20 protein-coding genes are annotated in these 21,043 nt (G+C 44.6%); 4 read left to right on the forward strand and 16 right to left on the reverse strand.

Annotated elements, in window-relative coordinates:
* Positions 1 to 34: 34 nt before the first annotated feature.
* Entirely contained in the window at positions 35 to 799 is a 765-nt protein-coding gene (locus NZ043_RS27005; protein ID WP_091029388.1) for an HAD family hydrolase, read from the forward strand.
* 35 nt (positions 800 to 834) lie between these two features.
* Here the strand turns inward: NZ043_RS27005 and NZ043_RS27010 are convergent, their stop codons facing one another.
* From NZ043_RS27010 to pdhA, 9 genes are all read right to left on the reverse strand, one after another.
* Entirely contained in the window at positions 835 to 3,174 is a 2,340-nt protein-coding gene (locus NZ043_RS27010) for a type IA DNA topoisomerase (protein WP_133385185.1), read from the reverse strand.
* 125 nt (positions 3,175 to 3,299) lie between these two features.
* Positions 3,300 to 3,791, reverse strand: coding sequence for a Fur family transcriptional regulator (locus NZ043_RS27015; protein WP_036613667.1), 492 nt, complete (start codon positions 3,789 to 3,791; stop codon positions 3,300 to 3,302).
* A 231-nt stretch (positions 3,792 to 4,022) separates the two neighbouring features.
* Entirely contained in the window at positions 4,023 to 5,510 is a 1,488-nt protein-coding gene (locus NZ043_RS27020) for a glutamate synthase subunit beta (protein WP_133385186.1), read from the reverse strand.
* 616 nt (positions 5,511 to 6,126) lie between these two features.
* On the reverse strand, positions 6,127 to 6,615 hold the full coding sequence (locus NZ043_RS27025) for a dihydrofolate reductase (RefSeq protein WP_036613663.1): 489 nt from the start codon (positions 6,613 to 6,615) through the stop codon (positions 6,127 to 6,129).
* 50 nt (positions 6,616 to 6,665) lie between these two features.
* A complete protein-coding gene (gene thyA, locus NZ043_RS27030) occupies positions 6,666 to 7,460 on the reverse strand; it encodes a thymidylate synthase (RefSeq protein ID WP_036613661.1) in 795 nt (264 codons plus the stop codon).
* A 445-nt stretch (positions 7,461 to 7,905) separates the two neighbouring features.
* Positions 7,906 to 9,321 (reverse strand): dihydrolipoyl dehydrogenase, encoded by a 1,416-nt coding sequence (gene lpdA, locus NZ043_RS27035; RefSeq protein WP_036613658.1) that lies wholly within the window; start codon positions 9,319 to 9,321, stop codon positions 7,906 to 7,908.
* Between the two features lie 3 nt (positions 9,322 to 9,324).
* On the reverse strand, positions 9,325 to 10,647 hold the full coding sequence (locus tag NZ043_RS27040; protein ID WP_133385187.1) for a dihydrolipoamide acetyltransferase family protein: 1,323 nt from the start codon (positions 10,645 to 10,647) through the stop codon (positions 9,325 to 9,327).
* Positions 10,648 to 10,823: 176 nt separating this feature from the next.
* On the reverse strand, positions 10,824 to 11,801 hold the full coding sequence (locus NZ043_RS27045; RefSeq protein ID WP_076210115.1) for an alpha-ketoacid dehydrogenase subunit beta: 978 nt from the start codon (positions 11,799 to 11,801) through the stop codon (positions 10,824 to 10,826).
* A 101-nt stretch (positions 11,802 to 11,902) separates the two neighbouring features.
* Positions 11,903 to 12,970, reverse strand: coding sequence for a pyruvate dehydrogenase (acetyl-transferring) E1 component subunit alpha (gene pdhA / locus NZ043_RS27050; protein ID WP_017688072.1), 1,068 nt, complete (start codon positions 12,968 to 12,970; stop codon positions 11,903 to 11,905).
* Between the two features lie 256 nt (positions 12,971 to 13,226).
* Here pdhA and NZ043_RS27055 point away from each other — a divergent pair, with 256 nt between their 5' ends.
* The gene (locus tag NZ043_RS27055; protein ID WP_091029375.1) at positions 13,227 to 13,961 is read left to right on the forward strand and encodes an alpha/beta hydrolase-fold protein; all 735 of its coding nucleotides are present in this window, start codon (positions 13,227 to 13,229) and stop codon (positions 13,959 to 13,961) included.
* A gap of 165 nt (positions 13,962 to 14,126) precedes the next feature.
* Here NZ043_RS27055 and NZ043_RS27060 read toward each other — a convergent pair whose 3' ends face one another.
* Together NZ043_RS27060 and NZ043_RS27065 are read right to left on the reverse strand one after the other, a co-directional pair.
* Positions 14,127 to 14,597, reverse strand: coding sequence for a low molecular weight protein-tyrosine-phosphatase (locus tag NZ043_RS27060; protein WP_091029372.1), 471 nt, complete (start codon positions 14,595 to 14,597; stop codon positions 14,127 to 14,129).
* Position 14,598: 1 nt separating this feature from the next.
* A complete protein-coding gene (locus tag NZ043_RS27065; protein WP_091029371.1) occupies positions 14,599 to 15,300 on the reverse strand; it encodes a trimeric intracellular cation channel family protein in 702 nt (233 codons plus the stop codon).
* A gap of 182 nt (positions 15,301 to 15,482) precedes the next feature.
* Between NZ043_RS27065 and NZ043_RS27070 the strand changes: the two genes are divergently transcribed.
* Positions 15,483 to 16,124: a thiamine diphosphokinase gene (locus tag NZ043_RS27070; RefSeq protein WP_091029368.1), complete on the forward strand. Its 642-nt coding sequence runs from the start codon at positions 15,483 to 15,485 to the stop codon at positions 16,122 to 16,124.
* 296 nt (positions 16,125 to 16,420) lie between these two features.
* Complete coding sequence (locus NZ043_RS27075; RefSeq protein ID WP_091029367.1) at positions 16,421 to 16,921, forward strand: C40 family peptidase; 501 nt, start codon at positions 16,421 to 16,423, stop codon at positions 16,919 to 16,921.
* Positions 16,922 to 17,029: 108 nt separating this feature from the next.
* Here NZ043_RS27075 and NZ043_RS27080 read toward each other — a convergent pair whose 3' ends face one another.
* From NZ043_RS27080 to thiO, 5 genes are all read right to left on the reverse strand, one after another.
* A complete protein-coding gene (locus tag NZ043_RS27080; RefSeq protein WP_133385189.1) occupies positions 17,030 to 17,734 on the reverse strand; it encodes a response regulator transcription factor in 705 nt (234 codons plus the stop codon).
* A gap of 119 nt (positions 17,735 to 17,853) precedes the next feature.
* A complete protein-coding gene (locus tag NZ043_RS27085) occupies positions 17,854 to 18,903 on the reverse strand; it encodes a ThiF family adenylyltransferase (RefSeq protein WP_133385190.1) in 1,050 nt (349 codons plus the stop codon).
* Positions 18,900 to 19,667 (reverse strand): thiazole synthase, encoded by a 768-nt coding sequence (locus NZ043_RS27090; RefSeq protein ID WP_289392812.1) that lies wholly within the window; start codon positions 19,665 to 19,667, stop codon positions 18,900 to 18,902. Before NZ043_RS27090 ends, NZ043_RS27085 begins: the two co-directional genes overlap by 4 nt.
* 2 nt (positions 19,668 to 19,669) lie before the next feature.
* A complete protein-coding gene (gene thiS / locus NZ043_RS27095) occupies positions 19,670 to 19,873 on the reverse strand; it encodes a sulfur carrier protein ThiS (protein ID WP_133385191.1) in 204 nt (67 codons plus the stop codon).
* The gene (gene thiO / locus NZ043_RS27100; protein WP_165980203.1) at positions 19,870 to 21,042 is read right to left on the reverse strand and encodes a glycine oxidase ThiO; all 1,173 of its coding nucleotides are present in this window, start codon (positions 21,040 to 21,042) and stop codon (positions 19,870 to 19,872) included. Before thiO ends, thiS begins: the two co-directional genes overlap by 4 nt.
* Position 21,043: the final 1 nt, after the last annotated feature.

Genomic DNA, 21,043 nt, shown 5'->3' on the forward strand with positions numbered 1-21,043 from the left:
GTGGAGTTACTGGCTACAAGGAGTGAGTTAGATCATGAAAATAATGAAACAACATATTTTGTTTGACCTTGATGATACACTTGTATATTGCAACAAGTACTTCAACCTGATTTTGGGAGAATTCTTTGAGAATATGCAAGAGTGGTTTGATGGACATTCTCTGACAACACAAGAGATTCGAGAAAAACAGCTGGAGATCGATGTAACCGGAGTGAACAAGCTTGGTTTTGCAAGTCATCATTTCCCGCAATCCCTGATTGATACCTATCGTTACTTCTCCGGAAAGTTCAACAGATTAACTTCTCCCAGAGAAGAGTCCTATCTGAGCAAGTTGGGTATGAGTGTGTACGACCAGGAGGTTGAACCCTACCCTCATATGGTTGAAACGCTTGAGAACCTCAAAGGTGCTGGACATTCCCTCTACTTATATACCGGCGGCGAAACCGTGATTCAGCAGCGCAAGATTGATCAGATGAAACTCTCGGCTTATTTTGATGATCGGATCTATATCCGACAACACAAAAACGTTGAGGCACTGGAAGGCATTCTGTCTAATGGTCCGTTTGATCGTCGTGCAACTTGGATGATTGGCAACTCACTGCGGACAGACATTATGCCCGCGGTAAAAGCCGGAATTCACAGCATATATATCAAACAACCGAATGAATGGCAATACAACATCGTAGAACTTCAACCTAATCCGGAAACATCGATGTATACCATCACTGCTCTGGAAGAGGTACCAAAAGTCATACACGAAAATATACAACAGCAGCAACAAAAAAGGACCCTTGGATAAGGGTCCTTTTGCTGTATGTTAACAGTTAACTAAGATCAAGCATCCTGTTTCTCACCAGATAACTTGCCTGTTACCACATCTTGCAAAATAATACGTGCCTTTACTGTACTCCCGTCTTTTCGTTTGAACGACAGTACCTGGGTACTGCCCTTCTCAATCAGCGATTTTAACATCGTACTGGTGATTTTTTTGCCCGCATACTCTTTCCAAACTACAAACGAACAGCCTTCCTTGAAACGTGAGCATCCATAACCCTTCTTGCCCTCTATAATCTGACCCGTGCAGCCGGGAGAAGGACAAGGTGCCAGTATCTCTCTCACTCCCGATGGACTCGCACTAGAAGACGGAGCCTTGGTGGTCGCACTTTTCCCACTGCCGGCTCTCGATGAAGATGCCGAAGTCTGATGGGACGTTTTTACAGTCGAACCGCCACTAGCTGTCTTGGCAGATGTCCTTGTATTGCCGGCCTGGGTTCTTGCTCCTTTACCTTTCCCCCTGCCTGCCCGTGAATCTTCTCCAAAAGCATCTGCTGGAGCAGGAGCTTGTACACGCACTTTCTCAATGATGGACAAGGTGAATTTCTTGACGTTCTCCATGAACTTGTCCTGACCCGCCTCACCTTTGGAAATCTGATATAACCTTCTTTCCCATTGCCCGGTCATCTCAGGTGAAGTTAACAGATCTACACCCGCACGGCGAATCAACTCAATAGCTGTTCTGCCTTTGAGCGTTAACTGCATTTTCTTCCCTTGCAGCGTAATGTAACCCACGTTTTTGAGGCGTTCAATTGTAGCCGCACGTGTAGCCGGAGTACCCAGACCACTATCTTTCATCGCATCTCGCAGCTCTTCATTCTCGATCTGCTTGCCTGCACTTTCCATCGCTTTCAGCAATGTTCCCTCGGTATAACTTTTGGGAGGCTGGGTCGCCTTCTCCTTAAACTCACTCTTCGTACATTGAACAGGCAAGTCGGGTTGTACAGTAAAAGCCTTGTCCGTCCACTCTTCTGCTTCCTCTTCCTCATTGCCGTTTTTCTTAGTCTTCTTCTTGCCTGCACCGCCCTGTTCCTGATCTCCAGAACCGAGAACCACTTTCCATCCGAGGGACAGCAGCTCTTTGACAGATGTCTTAAACTGATGTTTCTCCACTTCGGTGAGCACGGTATGTTGCTTATACTCCGCCGGAGGATAAAAGTGAGACAAGAATCGTCTGACAATCAAATCATAGATGTTCTGCTCATCCTTGGATAAGGTACCTGGTCGCTTCAAAGTAGGTAGGATCGCGTGGTGATCCTCAACCCTGCTCGGGTTACATACCCCTTTATTATTCTTATGAACAAGCTCTGGCTTGGCCCCTTGCGCAAGCTCACTATAGGTACCATTTTTAAGCAGGTTTAGTGTTTTGTGCATACCTTCAATATTCTGTTCTGTAACATAGTTGGAGTTTGTCCGCGGATACGAAATTACCTTGTGTTTTTCATACAAGGCCTGTGCAATATCCAATGTTTTTTTGGCTCCATATCCAAACTTGGCATTGGCTTCACGCTGTAAAAGGGTCAGGTCATACAAACGATACGGATACTCCTTTGTCTGCTTTGCTTCGTATTTGGTAATCTGCCCTGTCTTGCCCTTCACACTGGCTGCAATGGCCTCTGCTGCCTCCGCATCGGTCAATTTATCTCCCTGACGCAGTCCCCGGTACTCGACACCTTCCTGCCGAAACCAGGCGGCTACTTCATAAAAGGTCTGTGACTGGAACGCTTCAATCTCTATTTCCCGATCGTAGATTAGCGCGAGTACCGGCGTCTGCACACGACCTACGGACAACAATGCATTATGACGGGTTGTAAACGCCCGCGAGGCATTCATCCCAATCAGCCAATCAGCTTCACTTCTGGCGCGAGCAGCATGGGTCAAATTTTCAAATTCAGAGGCATCCTTCAGACCATCAAAACCACGTCTAATGCTCTCTGCCGTCAAATCCGATATCCATAAACGCTTTACAGGTTGACGCAGCTTCAATTGCTGTTGTATGAGGGCGAAGATGTACTGACCTTCTCTCCCTGCATCGCAAGCATTAACGATCGCTGAAGCCCGTTTTGCCAGTTCTCCAATCATTTTGAGCTGATCTTTTGTCCTCGGATTGGGTACAATCTTGAACTGATCGGGTATGATCGGCAGGTCCGCTATATTCCAGCGCTTGTACTTTGTATCATAGGCATCCGGTTCAGCCAGTCCAAGCAAATGCCCTATCGCCCATGTGATGATGTAATGTTCACCCTCGAGATACGTGCGATTGTTCTTGGCCTTTGGTTCTATGACGGCGGCAATGGTTCGACCCATGTCGGGTTTTTCCGCTATAACCAGTGTCTTCATCCGTCCATCTCTCCTCCTTCACCGTCCGCATGACGGCAAAAAGGGGCATTCCGCCGACGGAAGCCCCTTGCTTCTGAAACTCATTATATCAGATTTTGGATTCGGGAGCACCTTCCCGAAATGAATTATCCTGCTGCCTGTTCCTTTAATACATGTTTTTGTCTGCACTCTTTGCATACACCCTGGAAATCCAGACGATGATCCGTAACAGCAAAGCCATACTGACGTTCGATTTGTTGTTCCAAACGAAGCAGACCATCTTCCATAATCTCTTCTACTTTACCACATTCTGTACAGATCAAATGATGGTGGTGATGGGAACCGTCTGTACTTCGCAAATCAAAGCGCGCAGCGCCGTCACCAAAGTTAATCTTTTCAACGACCTGAAGGTCACTCAGCAGTTCGAGAGTGCGGTATACGGTAGCCAATCCAATCTCAGGGAACTGCTCCTTAACCAGGAGAAATACTTCCTCTGCGCTGAAATGATCCTTTTCATGTTCAAGCAATACACGTACAGTAACTTCCCGTTGTTGTGTTAACTTATATCCTTTTTCAACCAATTGATTTTTAATGTGAAAGATCTGTTCTGAAATGGACTTGTCCCGGTTACTTGCCATAGCAGGTCGCACCTCCGGTTTATATTCATTAAATTTTACTTTTATCTTACCGATTCTGGGTTTCACTGAATCCTTATTTATAATAATTATAATATAATAATAAATCTTTATCACTTAAAAAGCAATGATATTGCTCACACTTAGATGAAATATATAGTCAACTTGGTTAAAATAACAGCAAACAACCCTCGCTAATCGCGAAGGTTGTCATTGATATCTTGTTCTATACTTTTACACCAGAACCGAAGCACCCATCAAGTATTTGTCCACTTCACGAGCAGCCTCACGGCCTTCATTAATTGCCCATACAACCAAGCTTTGACCACGACGCATGTCACCTGCTGCAAATACTTTATCCACATTGGTATTGTATTTGCCGTAACGTGCCTTAACGTTTGTACGACGATCTGTTGCAAGTCCCAGTTGCTCTACCAACGTTTGTTCCGGTCCATCAAAACCAATGGCAATCATGGCCATCTGAGCCGGGAATACACGCTCTGTACCTGGAATCGGCTGATAAATCTTTCGACCAGTCTCATCCACAATACGCTCGATCTGTACTGTATGCAATTCTTTGAGGTTCCCCTCATCGTCTCCGACAAATTTTGTTGTCATGATGGAGAACTCACGCGGATCTTGACCAAACAACGCTTTGGCTTCCTCTTGCGCATAATCAAGTGTGTATACGTTCGGGAATTGCGGCCAAGGGTTGTTAATGCGATCACGTTCCATAGGCGCTTGTGTATGCGTACCGAATTGAGTGATCGTACGACAACCATGGCGCAGCGATGTAGCCACACAGTCAGATCCTGTATCACCGCCACCAATGACGATAATATCTTTATCTTTAGCGGACAGATATTGACCATCTTCCAGGTTGGAGTCCAGATAACTCTTAATGCTGCCATTAAGGAAATCCATTGCATAATGAACGCCCTTCAAGTCGCTGCCTTCAATATTGAATTCACGCGGCTTCGTTGCACCACCGCACAATACAACAGCGTCATATTCATCCACCAGTTGTTGTGCTGCAATATCTTTACCGATCTCGGTGTTTGTAATGAATTGAATGCCTTCTGCTTCGAGCAGATCAACACGACGTTGAACTACCTTTTTATCCAATTTCATCGTTGGGATACCGTACATCAGCAATCCGCCGACACGGTCCGAACGCTCATATACCGTTACCGAGTGTCCTGCTTTATTCAACTGAGCCGCAGTAGCTAATCCCGCTGGACCTGAACCTACCACAGCTACACGTTTACCCGTACGTTTTTCAGGAGGTTGGGGAACCACCCATCCTTCTTCGAAACCTTTTTCAATAATTGCTTCTTCGATCGTTTTGATGGTTACAGGCTGACCGATTAAGCCAACTGTACATGATCCTTCGCAAGGAGCTGGACAGACGCGACCTGTAAATTCCGGGAAATTATTCGTTTTGTGAAGGCGCTCAAGTGCTTCTCTCCACAGTCCGCGATATACAAGATTATTCCATTCAGGAATCAAGTTATGCACAGGGCAACCTGACGTGCCGCCAATCATATCTATACCTGTATGGCAATACGGGGTACCACAATCCATGCATCGTGCACCTTGTGTTCTGAGTTCTTCTTCTGCCATATGTTTATGAAACTCTTCCCAATCCTTGATCCGCTCCGCTGGCTCACGATCCGCTGGCAGTTGACGTTTGTATTCCATAAATCCAGTAGGTGTAGACATCTTACGTTTTCCCCCATCCGTTCTTGTCTTAATCCCTTCATGTGCATGGTTCTATATGAAATGGATTACTCATTACTTGAGTTTTTGTCTATTGTATCACAAAATCTTCTCGAAGATATTTCAATTATAGTAGCATTTACTGTGCTGAATATTAAATGGATTATCCGCATAATTATTTGTATTTTATACATCATATCTTTCAAGTCTACCCATGGTCAATACCCTTATTTTGGTGTTAAATGTGGTTTTGAACTGCGAAATCTGGTGTTTGTTAAAGAAATAAAAGGTCGAAACGTTAAGTGAATGTCAGATAATTTGTCATCAAATCCAACATATTTTGCTATAAATTGTTCTCAATTCCGAATATCAGACTCGTTTTAGGGCTTCACAACGTTAAAACCTCAAAACTTTTACACTTTTTTACTGTTTAATGCTTGGTCGTATGTATATTATACATAAATACCAATTAATTATGTTACATTAATGTTATATGTATTCCAATTTAAACAAGTGACTCTTTTTTTTATAAAAGAAAAGACGCTGTTCACGAATATTTCGCAATCAGCGCCTCTCATCATACAAATACGACCGAAGTCAGGAATTTCTTATGCCATATTTACCGTTTACGTTCATAAAATTCAAAAGTATACGCATGAACATTTTTCTCATCCTGTTCGCCTTCAATCTGTTCAATCAGTTCCCATTCGGACCAATCCACTTCAGGAAAAAACGTATCTCCCTCAAAATTCTCATGAATTTTGGTCACCACAAGACGATCTGCAAGTGGCAGGAACTCACGATACACTTGGGAACCCCCAATTACGCACAGTTCCTCACCTTTGGTTACACTCAGACCCTCTTCAATCGTATGTACGATTTCAGCCTGTTCCACCTTGTAGTTCAGATCTCTTGTCACTACGATATTACGGCGCTGAGGAAGCGGCTTACCACCAAAAGATTCCCACGTGTTACGTCCCATGATAATTGTTTTGTTTAACGTACGTTGTTTGAAAAAGGCCATATCTTTGGGTAAACGCCATGGAATCGAATTGTTTAATCCGATCACACCGTTCTCCCCCATTGCCCATACCAGTTCAATACTCAAGGGTAATACACTCCTTCAATCCAAGTCTCTTATCGAGATTGAACACATAATTAGACTGCAATTGGAGCTTTAATGCCCGGATGATGCTGATAGTTCTCAAACTCAAAGTCTTCAAACTTATAATCAAAAATAGAATCCGGCTTACGCTTGATTACCAGCTTAGGTAAAGCATAAGGTTCACGCTCCAGCTGAGTTTTAACCTGATCAACATGGTTAGAGTAGATGTGAACATCCCCTCCAGACCAAATGAAGTCACCCACCTCAAGATCACATTGCTGAGCGATCATATGAGTTAAGAGCGCATAACTCGCGATGTTAAACGGTAACCCGAGGAACGTATCCACAGAACGCATCGTAAGCATACATGATAATTTACCCTCTGCAACGTAAAACTGAAACGCAAAATGACAAGGTGGAAGCTTCATATTATTAATCTCAGCCACATTCCATGCGCTGACAAGGTGACGACGTGAATCCGGATTATTTTTAATCGAATCAATGACTGCGGCGATCTGATCAATTTTTTCTCCGTTTGGCGCTTCCCATGTGCGCCACTGCGAGCCGTATACCGGACCGAGATCCCCATTTTCGTCCGCCCAATCGTCCCAGATCTTCACACCGTTTTCTTTCAGATAAGATATATTGGTATCGCCACTCAAAAACCACAACAGTTCATGAATAACCGATTTGAGATGAATTCGTTTCGTTGTTACCAGCGGAAACCCTTCGGAGAGATCATAACGGAGCTGTCTGCCAAATACAGATTGTGTTCCTGTTCCTGTACGGTCTCCTTTATGCACGCCGTTGTTCAGAATATCCTGTAATAAATCGAGATAGTTTTTCATGTTGAAATCTCCTCACTGTTATACTACTCCAGAATAGAATTGGCTCGTATATCAATTGAACTAAAAACATTTACACTTGCCCACTCCGATGACCGAACAACCTTCCGATCGCTCTGTTATCCCCAGATTTTTTCGATTCCCTTTTCCTAAGGGGAAAAATCCGGTGATAAAGGCGAACGCTTCGCTTCTTTAGGCACTTTCCGTCCTCTGCGTTCTCAAGTAAAAGTTTAATTCAACTAATACCACCCTATACTACTCTAATCATTATTACAGTGTACCACAAATGAGGAATTCGTTGTATTGTAATCAGCTATACAAATCAAGGCATAACCTTTTTAAACTTTGCTCTTATTTCAATCAAAAAAAAGAGACGAATAACGCGTTAACGTCATTCGTCTCTTCTGATATACGTATAATGCCGGACGGATCCGAAGCTTAGATGATCTTAACGGGAGATGATGTGGATCGGGTGACCCATAACCAATTCCGCAGCTTCCATCACGATTTCGCCCAAAGTTGGGTGAGCGTGAATTGTGAGAGCCAGATCTTCCAAAGTAGCGCCCATCTCAATTGCCAAACCAAGCTCAGCAATCAGGTTGGAAGCTTCCAGACCTACGATTTGGCAACCCAATACAAGGCCGCTTTCTTCGTCAGCTACGATTTTCACGAAGCCTTCAGCGTGGTTCAAAGATACAGCACGGCCGTTACCCGCATAAGGGAACTTGCCTGCTTTTACTTTGTAACCTTTTTCTTTAGCTTCTTTTTCAGTGTAACCTACGCTGGAACACTCTGGATCTGTGAACACAACAGCTGGCATACATTTGTAGTCAACTACAGATGGTTGTCCTGCGATTGCTTCAGCAGCCACTTTACCTTCATAAGAAGCTTTGTGTGCCAGAGCCAAGCCAGATACGATGTCACCGATAGCAAAGATGTGAGGAATGCTGGTACGACCTTGGTGGTCAACTTTGACAAATCCACGCTCGTCAACGTCAACCCCAATCATGTCGAGACCCAGTTCTCCATCTGTGTTTGGACGACGTCCAACAGTTACCAGCAGGTAATCTGCAGTTACTTCTTTGGACTCACCATTTACAGAGTACTTAACAGTTACATCTTTATCCGTTTGCTCAGCACTTTCAGCTTTTGCACCCGTTACGATTTCGATGCCTGTTTTCTTCATGTTTTTAGCCACGAGGCTAGTCATGTCTTTATCGAAACCTGGCAGTACTGTATCCAAACCTTCGATGATTGTTACTTTTGCACCGAATTTGGAGTACATTTGACCAAGCTCAGCACCGATATATCCGCCACCGATAACGATCATGCTTTTTGGTACTTCAGGCAAGTTCAGAGCTTCTGTCGAAGACAGAATGCGTCCGCCAAACGGGAAAGGTTTCAGTTCGATTGGACGGGAACCTGTTGCAATAATTGCATTTTTAAATTTGTAACGTGGAGACTCGTGGTCATTGAATACACGAGCTTCGTTTTCGTTGATGAACATGCACTCACCGTTGAAAACTTCAACTTTGTTGCCTTTGAGCAAACCAGCTACGCCGCCAGTCATTTTCTTAACAACGCCGTTTTTAAACTCTTGAGTTTTGCTGAAGTCCACTTTTACGTTCTCAGCAGAGATACCAAAAGCTTCACCGTGAAGTGCAGACTCATATTGGTGTGCAGCAGAGATCAGGGCTTTGGATGGAATACATCCACGGTTCAAACAAACACCGCCCAGTTCGGATTTGTCTACGATCAATACGCTTTGGCCCAGTTGAGCAGCGCGGATGGCAGCTACATAGCCGCCAGGACCCGCACCAATTACTAATGTGTCGATATTGAGAGAAGCGTCGCCTACTACCATATCTTACACCTCCATAACAAGCAGCTCAGGGTTAGCGAGCAGCTGTTTAATGTAATTCATAAAGTTTTGTGCTGTTGCGCCATCGATGATACGGTGGTCAAAGCTCAGGGAAAGAGCCATTACAGGTGCTGCAACTACTTCGCCGTTTTTGATCACTGCTTTTTCGCTGATGCGTCCTGTTCCGAGAATAGCAACTTCAGGGAAGTTGATGATTGGAGTGAAGAACATACCGCCAGCAGAACCGATGTTACTGATGGAGATTGTGCTTCCTCTCATTTCATTCGCGCTCAATTTGCCCTCACGACCACGAGCAGCCAGATCACGGATAGAATCAGCAATCATCCAGATGGATTTACGATCAGCATCTTTGATAACAGGAACGATCAAGCCGTTGTCTGTATCTGTAGCGATACCGATGTTGTAGTATTTTTTGTAAACAATTTCGTTAGCTTCTTCATCAATCATAGCGTTCAGAGCCGGGAATTGGCGGGAAGCCGCAACCAGTGCTTTAACGATGAATGGGAGATAAGTAACTTTTGTTCCTTTTTTCTCTGCAATTGGTTTCATGCGAGTACGGAAAGCAACCAATTCAGTTACGTCCACTTCGTCCATGATTGTAACGTGAGGTGCTGTGTAAGCCGATTTAACCATCGCATTAGAGATTGCTTTACGGATACCTTTGAATGGTACGCGCTCTTCTTCAAGGTATTGATCAGCTGCAGCCGCTGCTGGTGCTGCGGATTTTTTCTCTTCTTGAGCCGGAGCTTCGGAAGATGCCGCTGCGGAAGAACCGCCACCGTTTTTGAAGGATTCAACATCTTCTTTGGTTACTTTACCGTTGTTGCCAGTGCCGTTAACCTGTGCGATGTCTACACCTTGTTCGCGAGCAAATTTACGCACGCTTGGTGTTGCCAGAACGTCTTTGGCAGGTACTGCCGGAACGCTGTTGTTGCCGCCTTCTTTAGCTGCATCCGAGCTGGAAGCTGCTGCAGAAGAACCGCTTGTGTCAGCTCCGCCTTGAGCTGCATCTTTCTCTTGCTCGCCTTGATCGCCAGCAGGAGCGTCGTCTTGCTCAGGAAGTTCGCCTTCTGCATCGATGATCGCTACAACTTCACCAACGTGGCAGATTTGACCGTCTTTAGCGAATACTTCTGTAACTGTTCCGTTAACCGGACAAGGTACTTCCACAACCGCTTTGTCGTTCTGTACTTCCATGATGATGTCGTCGTCAGTTACTTTGTCACCGACTTTGATGTGCATCTTGATGATTTCGCCTTCGTGCAGGCCTTCGCCCAATTCAGGGAATTTATATTCAAATTTAGCCAACTGAAAAACCTCCTTGATTATGTGCTCAATCCTGAAAACAACCCTTAACTCCAAGAAACAACTGTTACTGCTAATGCAAATAACTGTTACTCAAGGGGCTAATGGCTGTTTACAGTGCAGCTTGCGCTGCGGTGTGAATCACCATACTGCGCCTTGCGGCATGTCAGATGATTAAATTAGAAATTTACGACTTTGTTAACCGCAGCAACGATACGCGCCGGGTTAGGCAGCCATGTATCTTCGATTTGTGCAAATGGATATACAGTGTCCGGACCAGCTACACGCAGAACCGGTGCTTCCAGGTGCAGGATTGCTTTTTCATTGATTTGGGCAATGACTTCAGCTGCAACACCTGCGCTCTTTTGAGCTTCCTGTACAACAATTGCACGGTTTGTTTTCTTAACGGAAGCAACGATAGTATCGATGTCGATCGGGCTAACCGTACGAAGGTCGATAACTTCAACTTTGATTCCTTGTTTTTCGAGTTCATCTGCTGCTTTCACAGAAGTGTGAACCATCATACCGTAAGTAATGATTGTTACATCAGAACCTTCACGAACAACGTTCGCTTTACCCAACTCAACAACGTAATCTTCTTCAGGCACTTCTGCACGGAAAGCATGGTACAAGTTCAAGTGCTCCATGAAGAATACAGGATCGTTATCGCGAATAGAAGCGATCATCAGTCCTTTTGCATCGTAAGGGTTAGAAGGAACAACGACTTTGATACCTGGTGTTTGCGTGAGCAGACCTTCCAGGGAATCTGTATGCAATTCTGCCGCTTTTACACCGCCACCGAATGGTGTACGGAATACGATTGGAGAATTGTATTTTCCACCGGAGCGGAAACGCATACGAGCAGCTTGCACTACCATTTGGTCAAGGGCTTCGAAGATAAAACCAACGAATTGGATCTCAGCAACCGGACGGAAGCCTTGTACACCCAGACCTACAGCCAGACCACCAATAGCGGACTCAGCCAGTGGTGTATCAAATACACGCTCTTCGCCAAACTCTTTTTGCAGACCTTCCGTTACACGGAAAACGCCGCCTACATTACCTACGTCTTCACCGAAAAGCAGAACGTTAGGATCACGTTTCAACTCCACGCGAAGCGCATCACGGATTGCTTCTTTCATGTTCATTTGTGCCATTTGCTTCATTTCCTCCTTAAACATTGACAGTTCACATTTGAATTCGTACATGTATACCGGGACATTAAAGTCACGGATGTTTATGCTTTATCGGAAAAAACTTATTGGAAATCAGCTTTTTGCTCTTCCAAGTGCTTAGGCGTTTGTTCGAACATGCTGTCGATCAAGCCTGAAATCGTCATTTTCTCGGTTTTTTCCGCTTTTTTGATCTCTTCATTTACTTTAGCTTTTGCTTCTTCTTTCACACGTGCTGTATCTTCTTCAGTCCAAAGACCTTTTTTCTCAAGATATTTAGCGAAACGTGCGATAGGATCTTTAGCAGACCATTCTGCCTCTTCTTCTTTTGTACGATACTTGGAAGCATCATCCGAAAGGGAGTGAGGACGGAAACGATATGTTACTGCTTCGATCAATGTTGCGCCTTCTCCGTTACGTCCACGCTCAGCAGCTTCCTGAACAGCTTTGATAACAGCGAAGATGTCCATACCGTCAACTTTAACACCTTTGATACCTGCTGCTACCGCTTTGTGAGCGATGGACAGAGCTGCTGTTTGTTTAGCAAAAGGAGTTGTGATGGCATAACCATTGTTTTGTACGAAGAAGATAACAGGCAGTTTGTATACACCAGCGTAGTTCAGACCTTCATAGAAGTCACCTTCAGAAGAACCGCCATCACCTGTGTAAGTGATAACAACTTGTTTTTGTTTCTTCAATTTGTAACCCATAGCGATACCCATTGCATGCAGAATTTGTGCACCAATGATGATTTGTGGCATCAATACATTAACGCCATCTGGAATTTGTCCACCATGTTGGTGTCCACGGGAGTACAAGAATGCTTGATAAAGAGGAAGTCCATGCCATACGAGTTGCGGAATGTCACGATAGCCAGGACATACAAAGTCTTCTTTTTCAATTGCAAATTCACTACCAACCATTGTAGCTTCTTGACCAGATACTGGAGCATAGAAACCAAGACGACCTTGACGGCCCAGGTTTACTGCACGGTCATCCCAAGTACGGGTAAATACCATGCGGTACATAATTTCTTTTAATTGATCATCGGAAAGTGTAGGCATCATGTCTTTGTTAACAATTTCGCCGTCAGGAGACAGCACGGACAGAGCTTCTACATCCTCTGTATACACTTCATAAGGAACCTTGCTCATTTTTTTCTTCACCTCAACAAAAAATTTGAATATCAAGTTCCGCTGTTATAATATTATTATACACCTGTTTCACTCCATACGTCAAAGAAATCCGTAATTTTTTTATGTTTCCTGCCGGATTGTATGTATAACAGGGGATTAATATTGGTATAACAGCATAATACATGATTGCGTGTTTGACCTAACCCCGCACAAGGGTAATCTTACCGTATTGCGCGGTCGAATGCAAAAAATTAACCGAGAAAGGTGACGTTTTATGACGGATTCCCGCTATTTGAAACGCACGATTGTGAAGGAAGAGATTGAAAGTCGCTATCTCGGAGAGAAGCGAACGCTCCGTATTTACCTCCCTCCGGGCTATAACGAATTACTTAGCTACCCTGTCGTATATTGTCAGGATGGCGAAGAATTTTTTAATTTCGGACGAATTGCTACAACAGCTAACCAAATTATTCTGGACGAAGGAGCCGAACCTTTCATTATTGTAGGGGTTCAGGTCGATGTGTCTGTGAGAACGCAGGAATATGCTCCATTCGGAGATCGGTTCAAGGCATATACCGCTTGCTTCGCTGAAGAGATTATTCCCTATATAGAAGAGAAATATCCTGTGCGCCGTTCTCCGCAGGAACGCATTCTTGCCGGAGACTCGCTTGGTGGCAGTGTTTCGCTTCATCTTGCTCTGTTATATCCGGATCTGTTCACACGTGTCATCAGCATGTCTGGTGCCTTCTACTCTGCTTCACAAGAAATCTATGCCGCAGCTGAAGATCTGTCTTGGCTCTCGATCTGGATGATCGTTGGTTTACAGGAAACTGCCTTTAAGGCAGATACCGGTACGTATGATTTTGTTCAATTAAACCGGGATACTCGAGAATTGCTGGAAAAACGTGGTGCCCTCGTCTCCTATCAAGAGAAAGACGGAAAACACCAATGGGGTTTTTGGCAGAAGGAATTGCCCGAAGCATTACTTTATTTTCTCCAGGAGAGATAAAAGGACCACATTAACAGGCGGCTGAAATGCCGCTATTGTTTTTCATTTTAATGATACCGCTTACAATTGTAATCTGAAAAAGAAGCAGGATGTCCTGCTTGCTTTAAGTGCTCTAATCCTGCTTCTTTGCCCGATTACAAATTAAGCATGAATTTCGTTTACTTTTTAAGCTAAGGAATGTTCCGCTTCAATCTTTCTCAACAGAACATCGCAGCCTGCGTTAACCAGCTCGTACACCTCTTCAAAATTGCCTGTGTAATACGGGTCAGGTACTTCTCTGAGTTTTTCCTCGGGAAGCATGTCCATGAACTTGATGATGTCCGCCTCAGCTCCGCCTGGAACGTTGCGCACATTATCTGCATTGGAATTGTCCATACACACAATGTAATCAAATTGAGTAAAGTCTTCGCTGGCGAACTGTCTTGCTGCCATGTTGGCATAAGAAATCTGGTACGAATCCAGCAATTTTCGAGTCCCTTCATGCGGAGGTTTACCAACATGCCAGTCCCCTGTACCCGCTGAGTCCACACGAATCTGGTGTTCAAGCCCCTTCTCCAGGACTTTGTGACGCAAAACGGCTTCAGCCATTGGTGATCTACATATATTGCCCAGACATACAAACAAAACATTAATCATATTAATCCCCCTTGCTTAACGTACCTTGCAGTACCGACGATGTTGGCTGTGTCACAATGCTCTCCGGCTGAGGAGTGACGTTCCCGGTCTCAGATGGCACCAACGAACGACGTGGCAGTTTCCATTTATAATGTACAGAACACATCCGGAAGAACACAACGGCCGCGAAACAAAATAATAATCCGGCATTCGTTGTTAACCAACCCATACCTATAACAAAACCGGCTGTCATTGCCCATACAGCATAAATTTCGTCACGCAATACAAGCGGTTTACGTCCCGCAAGCACATCACGAATAACGCCTCCACCAATACCGGTCATTACTGCTGCAACGATAACTGCGCTAATAGGATGTCCCATGTTCGCCGCGTACAGCGCCCCTTGAATTGCAAATGCTGCGAGTCCGATTGCATCAAACAACGCCTCTGTTCGCTTCCAGTGACTTATCCACTTGAGAGGCAATATAAACGCAATCGCTACAGATACTAAGGCTAACATAATAAGTGATCCCTGACTCCACAGTGTCGTTACAGGTATACCTATAAGTACATTCCGGATAATCCCGCCTCCGAATGCCGTGACAAGTCCAAGCACTAGTACACCCAGAATGTCATACTCCTCTTCCATTGCTACGAAGGCACCGGACATTGCAAATGCGATAGTGCCTATAATGCTGAATACTTCAAAAATGTGTAAGTCCAACCTGTTCAAACCTCACTTTTCAAGTCATCTCCATGTCGCTCTACCCATTGTATCCGCGAGCACTGAAATTGTGCAACCACATTTTGTGGATTATACTGGTTTGGTGAATATATTTGTACAGGTTCCAACATTATATTTGAACAATGAACTATTTTTCTCTGAACTAGGAAGGATGAAATAAAATGACGGTGAAACGGATAGTTATTTTTACAGGCGGAAACTTATCTGTAGAATTACTTCAGGAAATACGAGAAGATGATATGATCATCGCGGCCGATCGCGGTGCATTATTTTTAATTGAACACGGCATTCAGCCTCACATTGCAGTTGGAGACTTCGACTCCATTACTGAAGAGGAACGTATCATTGTAAGCAACAATAGCATTCGGTTCATTACATGTGACCCTGTTCATAAGGATCTTACTGATACAGAAATGGCTTTTGAGACAGCGCTAGATTACGAACCTTCTCACATCTTAATGTTAGGTGCTACAGGTACACGTATGGATCACACTCTCGCTAATGTACATATCATGGTTCGCGCGATGCAACATCATATCTCCTGTGCCATTCAGGACAAACACAACTACATGACACTGACCACATCCAAAGCTGTGGTTGAACACCGAGACTATAAATATGTTTCTCTGCTGCCCTTGACTCATGAAGTTGCAGGAATAACTCTAGATGGTTTTATGTATCCGCTAGATCAAGCCACCATTCGCATGGGACAATCCTTGGGTGTAAGCAACAAGCTCTTAGGCTCCTCCGGTACAGTCACTATTGATAGTGGCTTATTACTGATAATTCAGAGCAAAGATTGAATCTATTCGAATGCTTCATAGTTATTTATTACGTTTTTGTAACCAGTGATTGAATGAAGAAAATAGGTTCACACATAACAAAGACCCTTGATATTCAAGGGTCTTTGTTGTTTCATCTTTATTCTTCGTCCGTCAATGATTAATTTTTTGACATTTTTAATCATATTTTAATAAACATACCCAAACCATTGTGGCGCAAGGGATTACACTTCCCTATCCAATTTCTAGGCTGTTACAAAGCTGTTATACTCGCTCTAGCAACTTAACGAAAACGAATTTTGGAGGTACTAACTAACATGAAAACAAACATCTTTGTCCAAAAGGCCGTAACCGTCGGGTTGTGCGCTACACTAGGTTTTGGAGCTGTATTAATGACTAACGCACCTGTTGCACAGGCAGCAACTGCTTCTGTATCCACAGGTCAACAGATTGTTAACTATGGTAAACAATTTACTGGAACTCCATATAAATTTGGTGCTTCAACATCAACAACCAAAGTTTTTGACTGTTCTTCTTTTATGAAATATATTTTCAAAAAGTATGGTGTAGATTTGCCGCGCACTTCCGTGAAACAATCCAAAGAAGGTAAAGCTGTGTCTAAAGCTAATCTGCGTGTCGGAGATCTGGTATTCTTCTCCAGTGGTAGCCGGTCTACCGGTTCTAATGTCACTCACGTAGGTGTTTATGCGGGAAATGGTAAGATTCTGCATACGTATGGATCTCCAGGCGTAACCCTCTCTGATCTGGACTCTGGTACTTGGAAGAGAACGTATGTTAAAGCTCGTCGTGTACTTTAGAATTATATATTGCTAGTAAGTAAAGGCCGGACGATATGTTCCGGTCTTTTTATTTACCCTTTTTTCGCCACAGTCTAAACTGGAGTTTCATGGAATTCGGTGATACATCTAATTTTTATCATGAAGCATGTAACCGATCCCACGCACCGTATGAATCAGTTTCACACTTCTTCCCTTATCCACCTTAACCCTTAGATGTTTAATATACACATCCACAACGTTGGTATCCATCGCATACTCATATCCCCATACTTCCCGCAAAATATCACTCCGGGTACATGCTTCATTTACATGCAGGGCCAGGAATTCCAGCAATTCGTACTCTTTTGGCGTTAATGTCAGGTATTCACCCGTACGACTTACCCTTCTTGAACGCAAATTGACTTTAAGATCATGAACTACAATTACTTCCTCACCCTCTGGTGTTGCATTCGCAAAAACACGCAATAAATTTCGTATTCTGGCAAGCATCACGGTTAAGTGGATCGGTTCCTCCATCACGTCATTAGCTCCGTAATCCAGCCATTCCACGATGAACTGAGGAGATGCATTTGAAGTAATAACCAGTAGAGGTATAACCTGACCCTTATCTATCCATCGTTTTAACTCTAATTTCTGATCCTGGCCACAATGTTCATTTCCCTCTTCCCGTTCTACCAGGATGATCAGTTTAATATGCAGCAACGAAGGCTCGACGGATTGGTTTAGTTGGGACCACTTCATTCGTTGCACCTCGTACCCTTCGCTACATAAAATATCCTGAATACGGCTGACCTGTTCTCCTGCTCCAATCAGCAAAATGACTGTTTTCACTCTTTTTCACCCGGCCTGTCTCTATCCCCACTGCTCGCAGCAATGGTTGGTACAGATAGCATGCCGTAAAATGAAAAAGTCCATTCCCTCAAGGGAACAGACTTTGCTTCTTTCTTGCTTTAACCAAAGTAGCGATGGACGAGCGTACGTGCTTCAGCTGTGTCTTTTGTTCCGTGTACGAGGACACGTCCATCTTGGAAAATAACCATTCTATGGACTCCTGTTGTAAAAGAAACCAGAAACGGATTGGATTCCACTTTTCCTTCTTGAAGCCTGTTCAGACGTTCCGCCGTATGTTGAAGATCCAGATTCATACGCCGTGCAGGTCGGATCTGAACGGTGTCCCTGCCACATAACACATCGGTTTTCTCCAGATTGGACGCAGAAAGATATGGATATGTTGCCGAAGTGCCGCAGGAAGGACAGTCTTGCTTTTTCGCACCATCCACATTGATGGATATGTATTCGTTCCTCCACACGTCAAATGACAATAACTTACGTCTCAATGCATTGGCATTGCCACTAAGTAACTTCATCGCTTCTGCTGTCTGATTTGCCGTTACCATCTGTACCGCTTGAGGTATGATACCAGACGTATCACATGTATCTCCACCCAGAGGGACTTCACCCAGCAAACAATTTAAACATGGCGTATCTCCAGGCATAAACGTATAGGTGATGCCGTAACTACCTACGCATCCACCATAAATCCAGGGAATACGGTGTTTCTGTGCCATATCGTTAATGAGTAATCGTGTATCAAAGTTATCCGTTGCATCCATGATCAAGTCGGTATGCTGAACGAGTTCTTCCAATTCATCTACTCTGACATCCAACACTTTCCCTTCCACATGAACCGTGGAATTAATGGCAGATAACCGTTTTTCCGCTGCCACCGCCTTCGGCATCCGTTCAATCGCGTCCTGTTCTACATATAATTGCTGTCGCTGCAGGTTACTCCACTCCACATAATCACGATCCACAATTGTTAAGTGTCCAACTCCTGAACGAACTAACGTTTCTGCAATTCCTGTTCCGAGTGCGCCAGCGCCTACAATTAAAACTCTGCTGCCCTTTAATCTGGCCTGGCCTTCCTTGCCAAGTGGCGCGTAACGTTCCTGTCTGGAATAACGATCGGCCTGTTCTGAGGATGTTAATTGATCTGTCATGTATGAACCATTCCTTCCACAGGACTACTGGCTGCTGCATAACGCTTTACGGGAATCATGCCTGCCTCATATGCCAATCTACCTGCTTCTACCCCCAATCGCATCGCTTTAGCCATGCTCACTGGATCCCCTGATCCGGATACGGCTGTATTTAACAATACGCCATCTGCACCAAGTTCCATCGCATAAGCAGCATCTTTTGGGGAGCGCAATCCTGCATCCACAATTACAGGTACAACGGCCTGCTCAATGATGATCTCAAGGTTATAGGGATTGATGATGCCTCTGCCAGCTCCGATGGGAGAAGCGCCAGGCATTACAGCATGTACGCCAAGCAATTGTAGCCTTTTGGCCAGAATGACATCATCCGAAATATAAGGCAATACCGTGAAGCCCTTTTCAAGCAAAATTTCGCAAGCCTTGTACGTTTCAATCGGATCTGGGAGTAACGTCATTCCATCTCCGATGACTTCGACTTTTATCATATCACAAAGTCCTGAAGCCCGCGCAAGCTCGGCAATTCGCACCGCCTCTTCCGCATTGGAAGCTCCAGCCGTATTCGGAAGAAGAGTGTATTTGTCCAGATCCAATGTATCCAGGAAATGCTTCTGGTTGCGCTCCTCCAGATTCAGACGACGAACAGCAAAGGTTAAAACTTCCGTTTCAGATGCTTCCACAGCCTGACTTTGCACTTCCAGATCCGAAAACTTGCCTGTTCCGAGCAACAATCTGGACTCAAACGTATATTTACCAATATTCAACATCATCAACCGCCTCCTACAAAATGTACAATCTCAATTCGATCGCCTTCTCTTAATGCCGTTGACTCATGATACTCACGGGTTAAAATATGCTTGTTCAGCTCTACAACTACAGTCTTGACTTGCAGATCAAAAGATTTAAGCAGTTTATCCACACGATTCAATCTGTCTTCAATCTCCATCCGTTGACCATTAACGATGATATTCACTGCACCACTCCCTTTCTGTTCAATCGCTCCGGACTCAGCGCCTCAATTCCGAGTTCTTCTGAGCTTTTGCCAGCGAGCAACTCAGCGATAAGCCTGCCTGTTATCGCACTAAGCAAGATACCGTTGCGGTAATGCCCAAAGGCGGCGAACAGCCCTGGTATACTCTTGCAAGCACCTATATAAGGCAGTCCATCTGGAGTTGCCGGTCTTACGCCTGCCCACGCTCGCATAAATTGTGCTTCTTTCATCCCAGGTACCCAGTGGGTAGCCGCTGTTAGCAGCTTCTGGACACCCTGTACAGAAACGTTAAGATCCGTTCTGCCTGGCAGACTGGTTGCCCCGAGCCAAACTTCGCCATTGGCTTTGGGAACAATATAGATATCCTCTGCATACACCGTTCTGTCAGGTCTGTACCCTGCATGTTCATCTGAGAACTGAACGGCGGCTATTTCTCCTTTTACCGACCACACAGGCATGCTCAGATTCACATGTCTCATCAACTCTTCACTCTGTAATCCAGCCGCTATAATGACATGTTTGCATCTCATCTCACCGATCGATGTGGTGATTCCCTGCACGCCAAGTTCGTTTGCTTGCACACGTATATCCTGTATGTCCTCCATAACCCGTGCTCCCAATGCTTGAGCGGATTCAGCATATGCCTTCGTTAGATGGACTGGAAGAATCTCACTCTCGTAAGGTCTGTAGTAGGCTCCATACGTATCTCTGTTAAGCCATGATGCCTCCTGTTGCACAACGGAACGATCCCACCATACCTCATCAGCAGAAGCAGACAACGCAGACTTCCGATTGTCCTTATAACTACTTAATTCTCTGTATGAACGAAAAGGAGTTAGGAATCCCTGGCGTTGCAGGCCAGTCTCTACCTCACTGAGTGTAGCCATTAGCACCTGTTGCTCGATAAGTAACTGTCTACTCTGTCTGGCAAGCTTAGCCATCAAAGGATGAGCAAAATCCTCACTGTCTGCCGCCAGCATTCCAGCCGCCGCGCAAGAAGTGCCTCCTGCAATCGCCGAACGCTCCAGCAACAGCACATCCTGTCCACGGGAAGCAAGCTCATAAGCGATAGCACAACCAACAACGCCTCCACCTACAATAATCGTTTCTGCATGAAACTTATCTGGTTTATCAATAACGATCTCTTTCATC

The organism is Paenibacillus sp. FSL k6-2145 (assembly GCF_037976585.1).
Classification (GTDB): Bacteria; Bacillota; Bacilli; order Paenibacillales; family Paenibacillaceae; genus Paenibacillus.

Excerpts from the sequence above, each read along its gene's own strand:
- NZ043_RS27005 (WP_091029388.1), top strand. The coding sequence starts at position 35 with ATGAAAATAATGAAACAACATATTTTGTTTGACCTTGATGATACACTT.
- NZ043_RS27010 (WP_133385185.1), bottom strand. The coding sequence starts at position 3,174 with ATGAAGACACTGGTTATAGCGGAAAAACCCGACATGGGTCGAACCATT.
- thiO (WP_165980203.1), bottom strand. The coding sequence starts at position 21,042 with ATGAAAGAGATCGTTATTGATAAACCAGATAAGTTTCATGCAGAAACG.
- lpdA (WP_036613658.1), bottom strand. The coding sequence starts at position 9,321 with ATGGTAGTAGGCGACGCTTCTCTCAATATCGACACATTAGTAATTGGT.
- thyA (WP_036613661.1), bottom strand. The coding sequence starts at position 7,460 with ATGAAAAACTATCTCGATTTATTACAGGATATTCTGAACAACGGCGTG.
- NZ043_RS27055 (WP_091029375.1), top strand. The coding sequence starts at position 13,227 with ATGACGGATTCCCGCTATTTGAAACGCACGATTGTGAAGGAAGAGATT.
- NZ043_RS27015 (WP_036613667.1), bottom strand. The coding sequence starts at position 3,791 with ATGGCAAGTAACCGGGACAAGTCCATTTCAGAACAGATCTTTCACATT.
- NZ043_RS27085 (WP_133385190.1), bottom strand. The coding sequence starts at position 18,903 with ATGACAGATCAATTAACATCCTCAGAACAGGCCGATCGTTATTCCAGA.
- NZ043_RS27045 (WP_076210115.1), bottom strand. The coding sequence starts at position 11,801 with ATGGCACAAATGAACATGAAAGAAGCAATCCGTGATGCGCTTCGCGTG.
- NZ043_RS27070 (WP_091029368.1), top strand. The coding sequence starts at position 15,483 with ATGACGGTGAAACGGATAGTTATTTTTACAGGCGGAAACTTATCTGTA.
- NZ043_RS27020 (WP_133385186.1), bottom strand. The coding sequence starts at position 5,510 with ATGTCTACACCTACTGGATTTATGGAATACAAACGTCAACTGCCAGCG.
- NZ043_RS27060 (WP_091029372.1), bottom strand. The coding sequence starts at position 14,597 with ATGATTAATGTTTTGTTTGTATGTCTGGGCAATATATGTAGATCACCA.
- NZ043_RS27090 (WP_289392812.1), bottom strand. The coding sequence starts at position 19,667 with ATGTTGAATATTGGTAAATATACGTTTGAGTCCAGATTGTTGCTCGGA.
- pdhA (WP_017688072.1), bottom strand. The coding sequence starts at position 12,970 with ATGAGCAAGGTTCCTTATGAAGTGTATACAGAGGATGTAGAAGCTCTG.
- NZ043_RS27075 (WP_091029367.1), top strand. The coding sequence starts at position 16,421 with ATGAAAACAAACATCTTTGTCCAAAAGGCCGTAACCGTCGGGTTGTGC.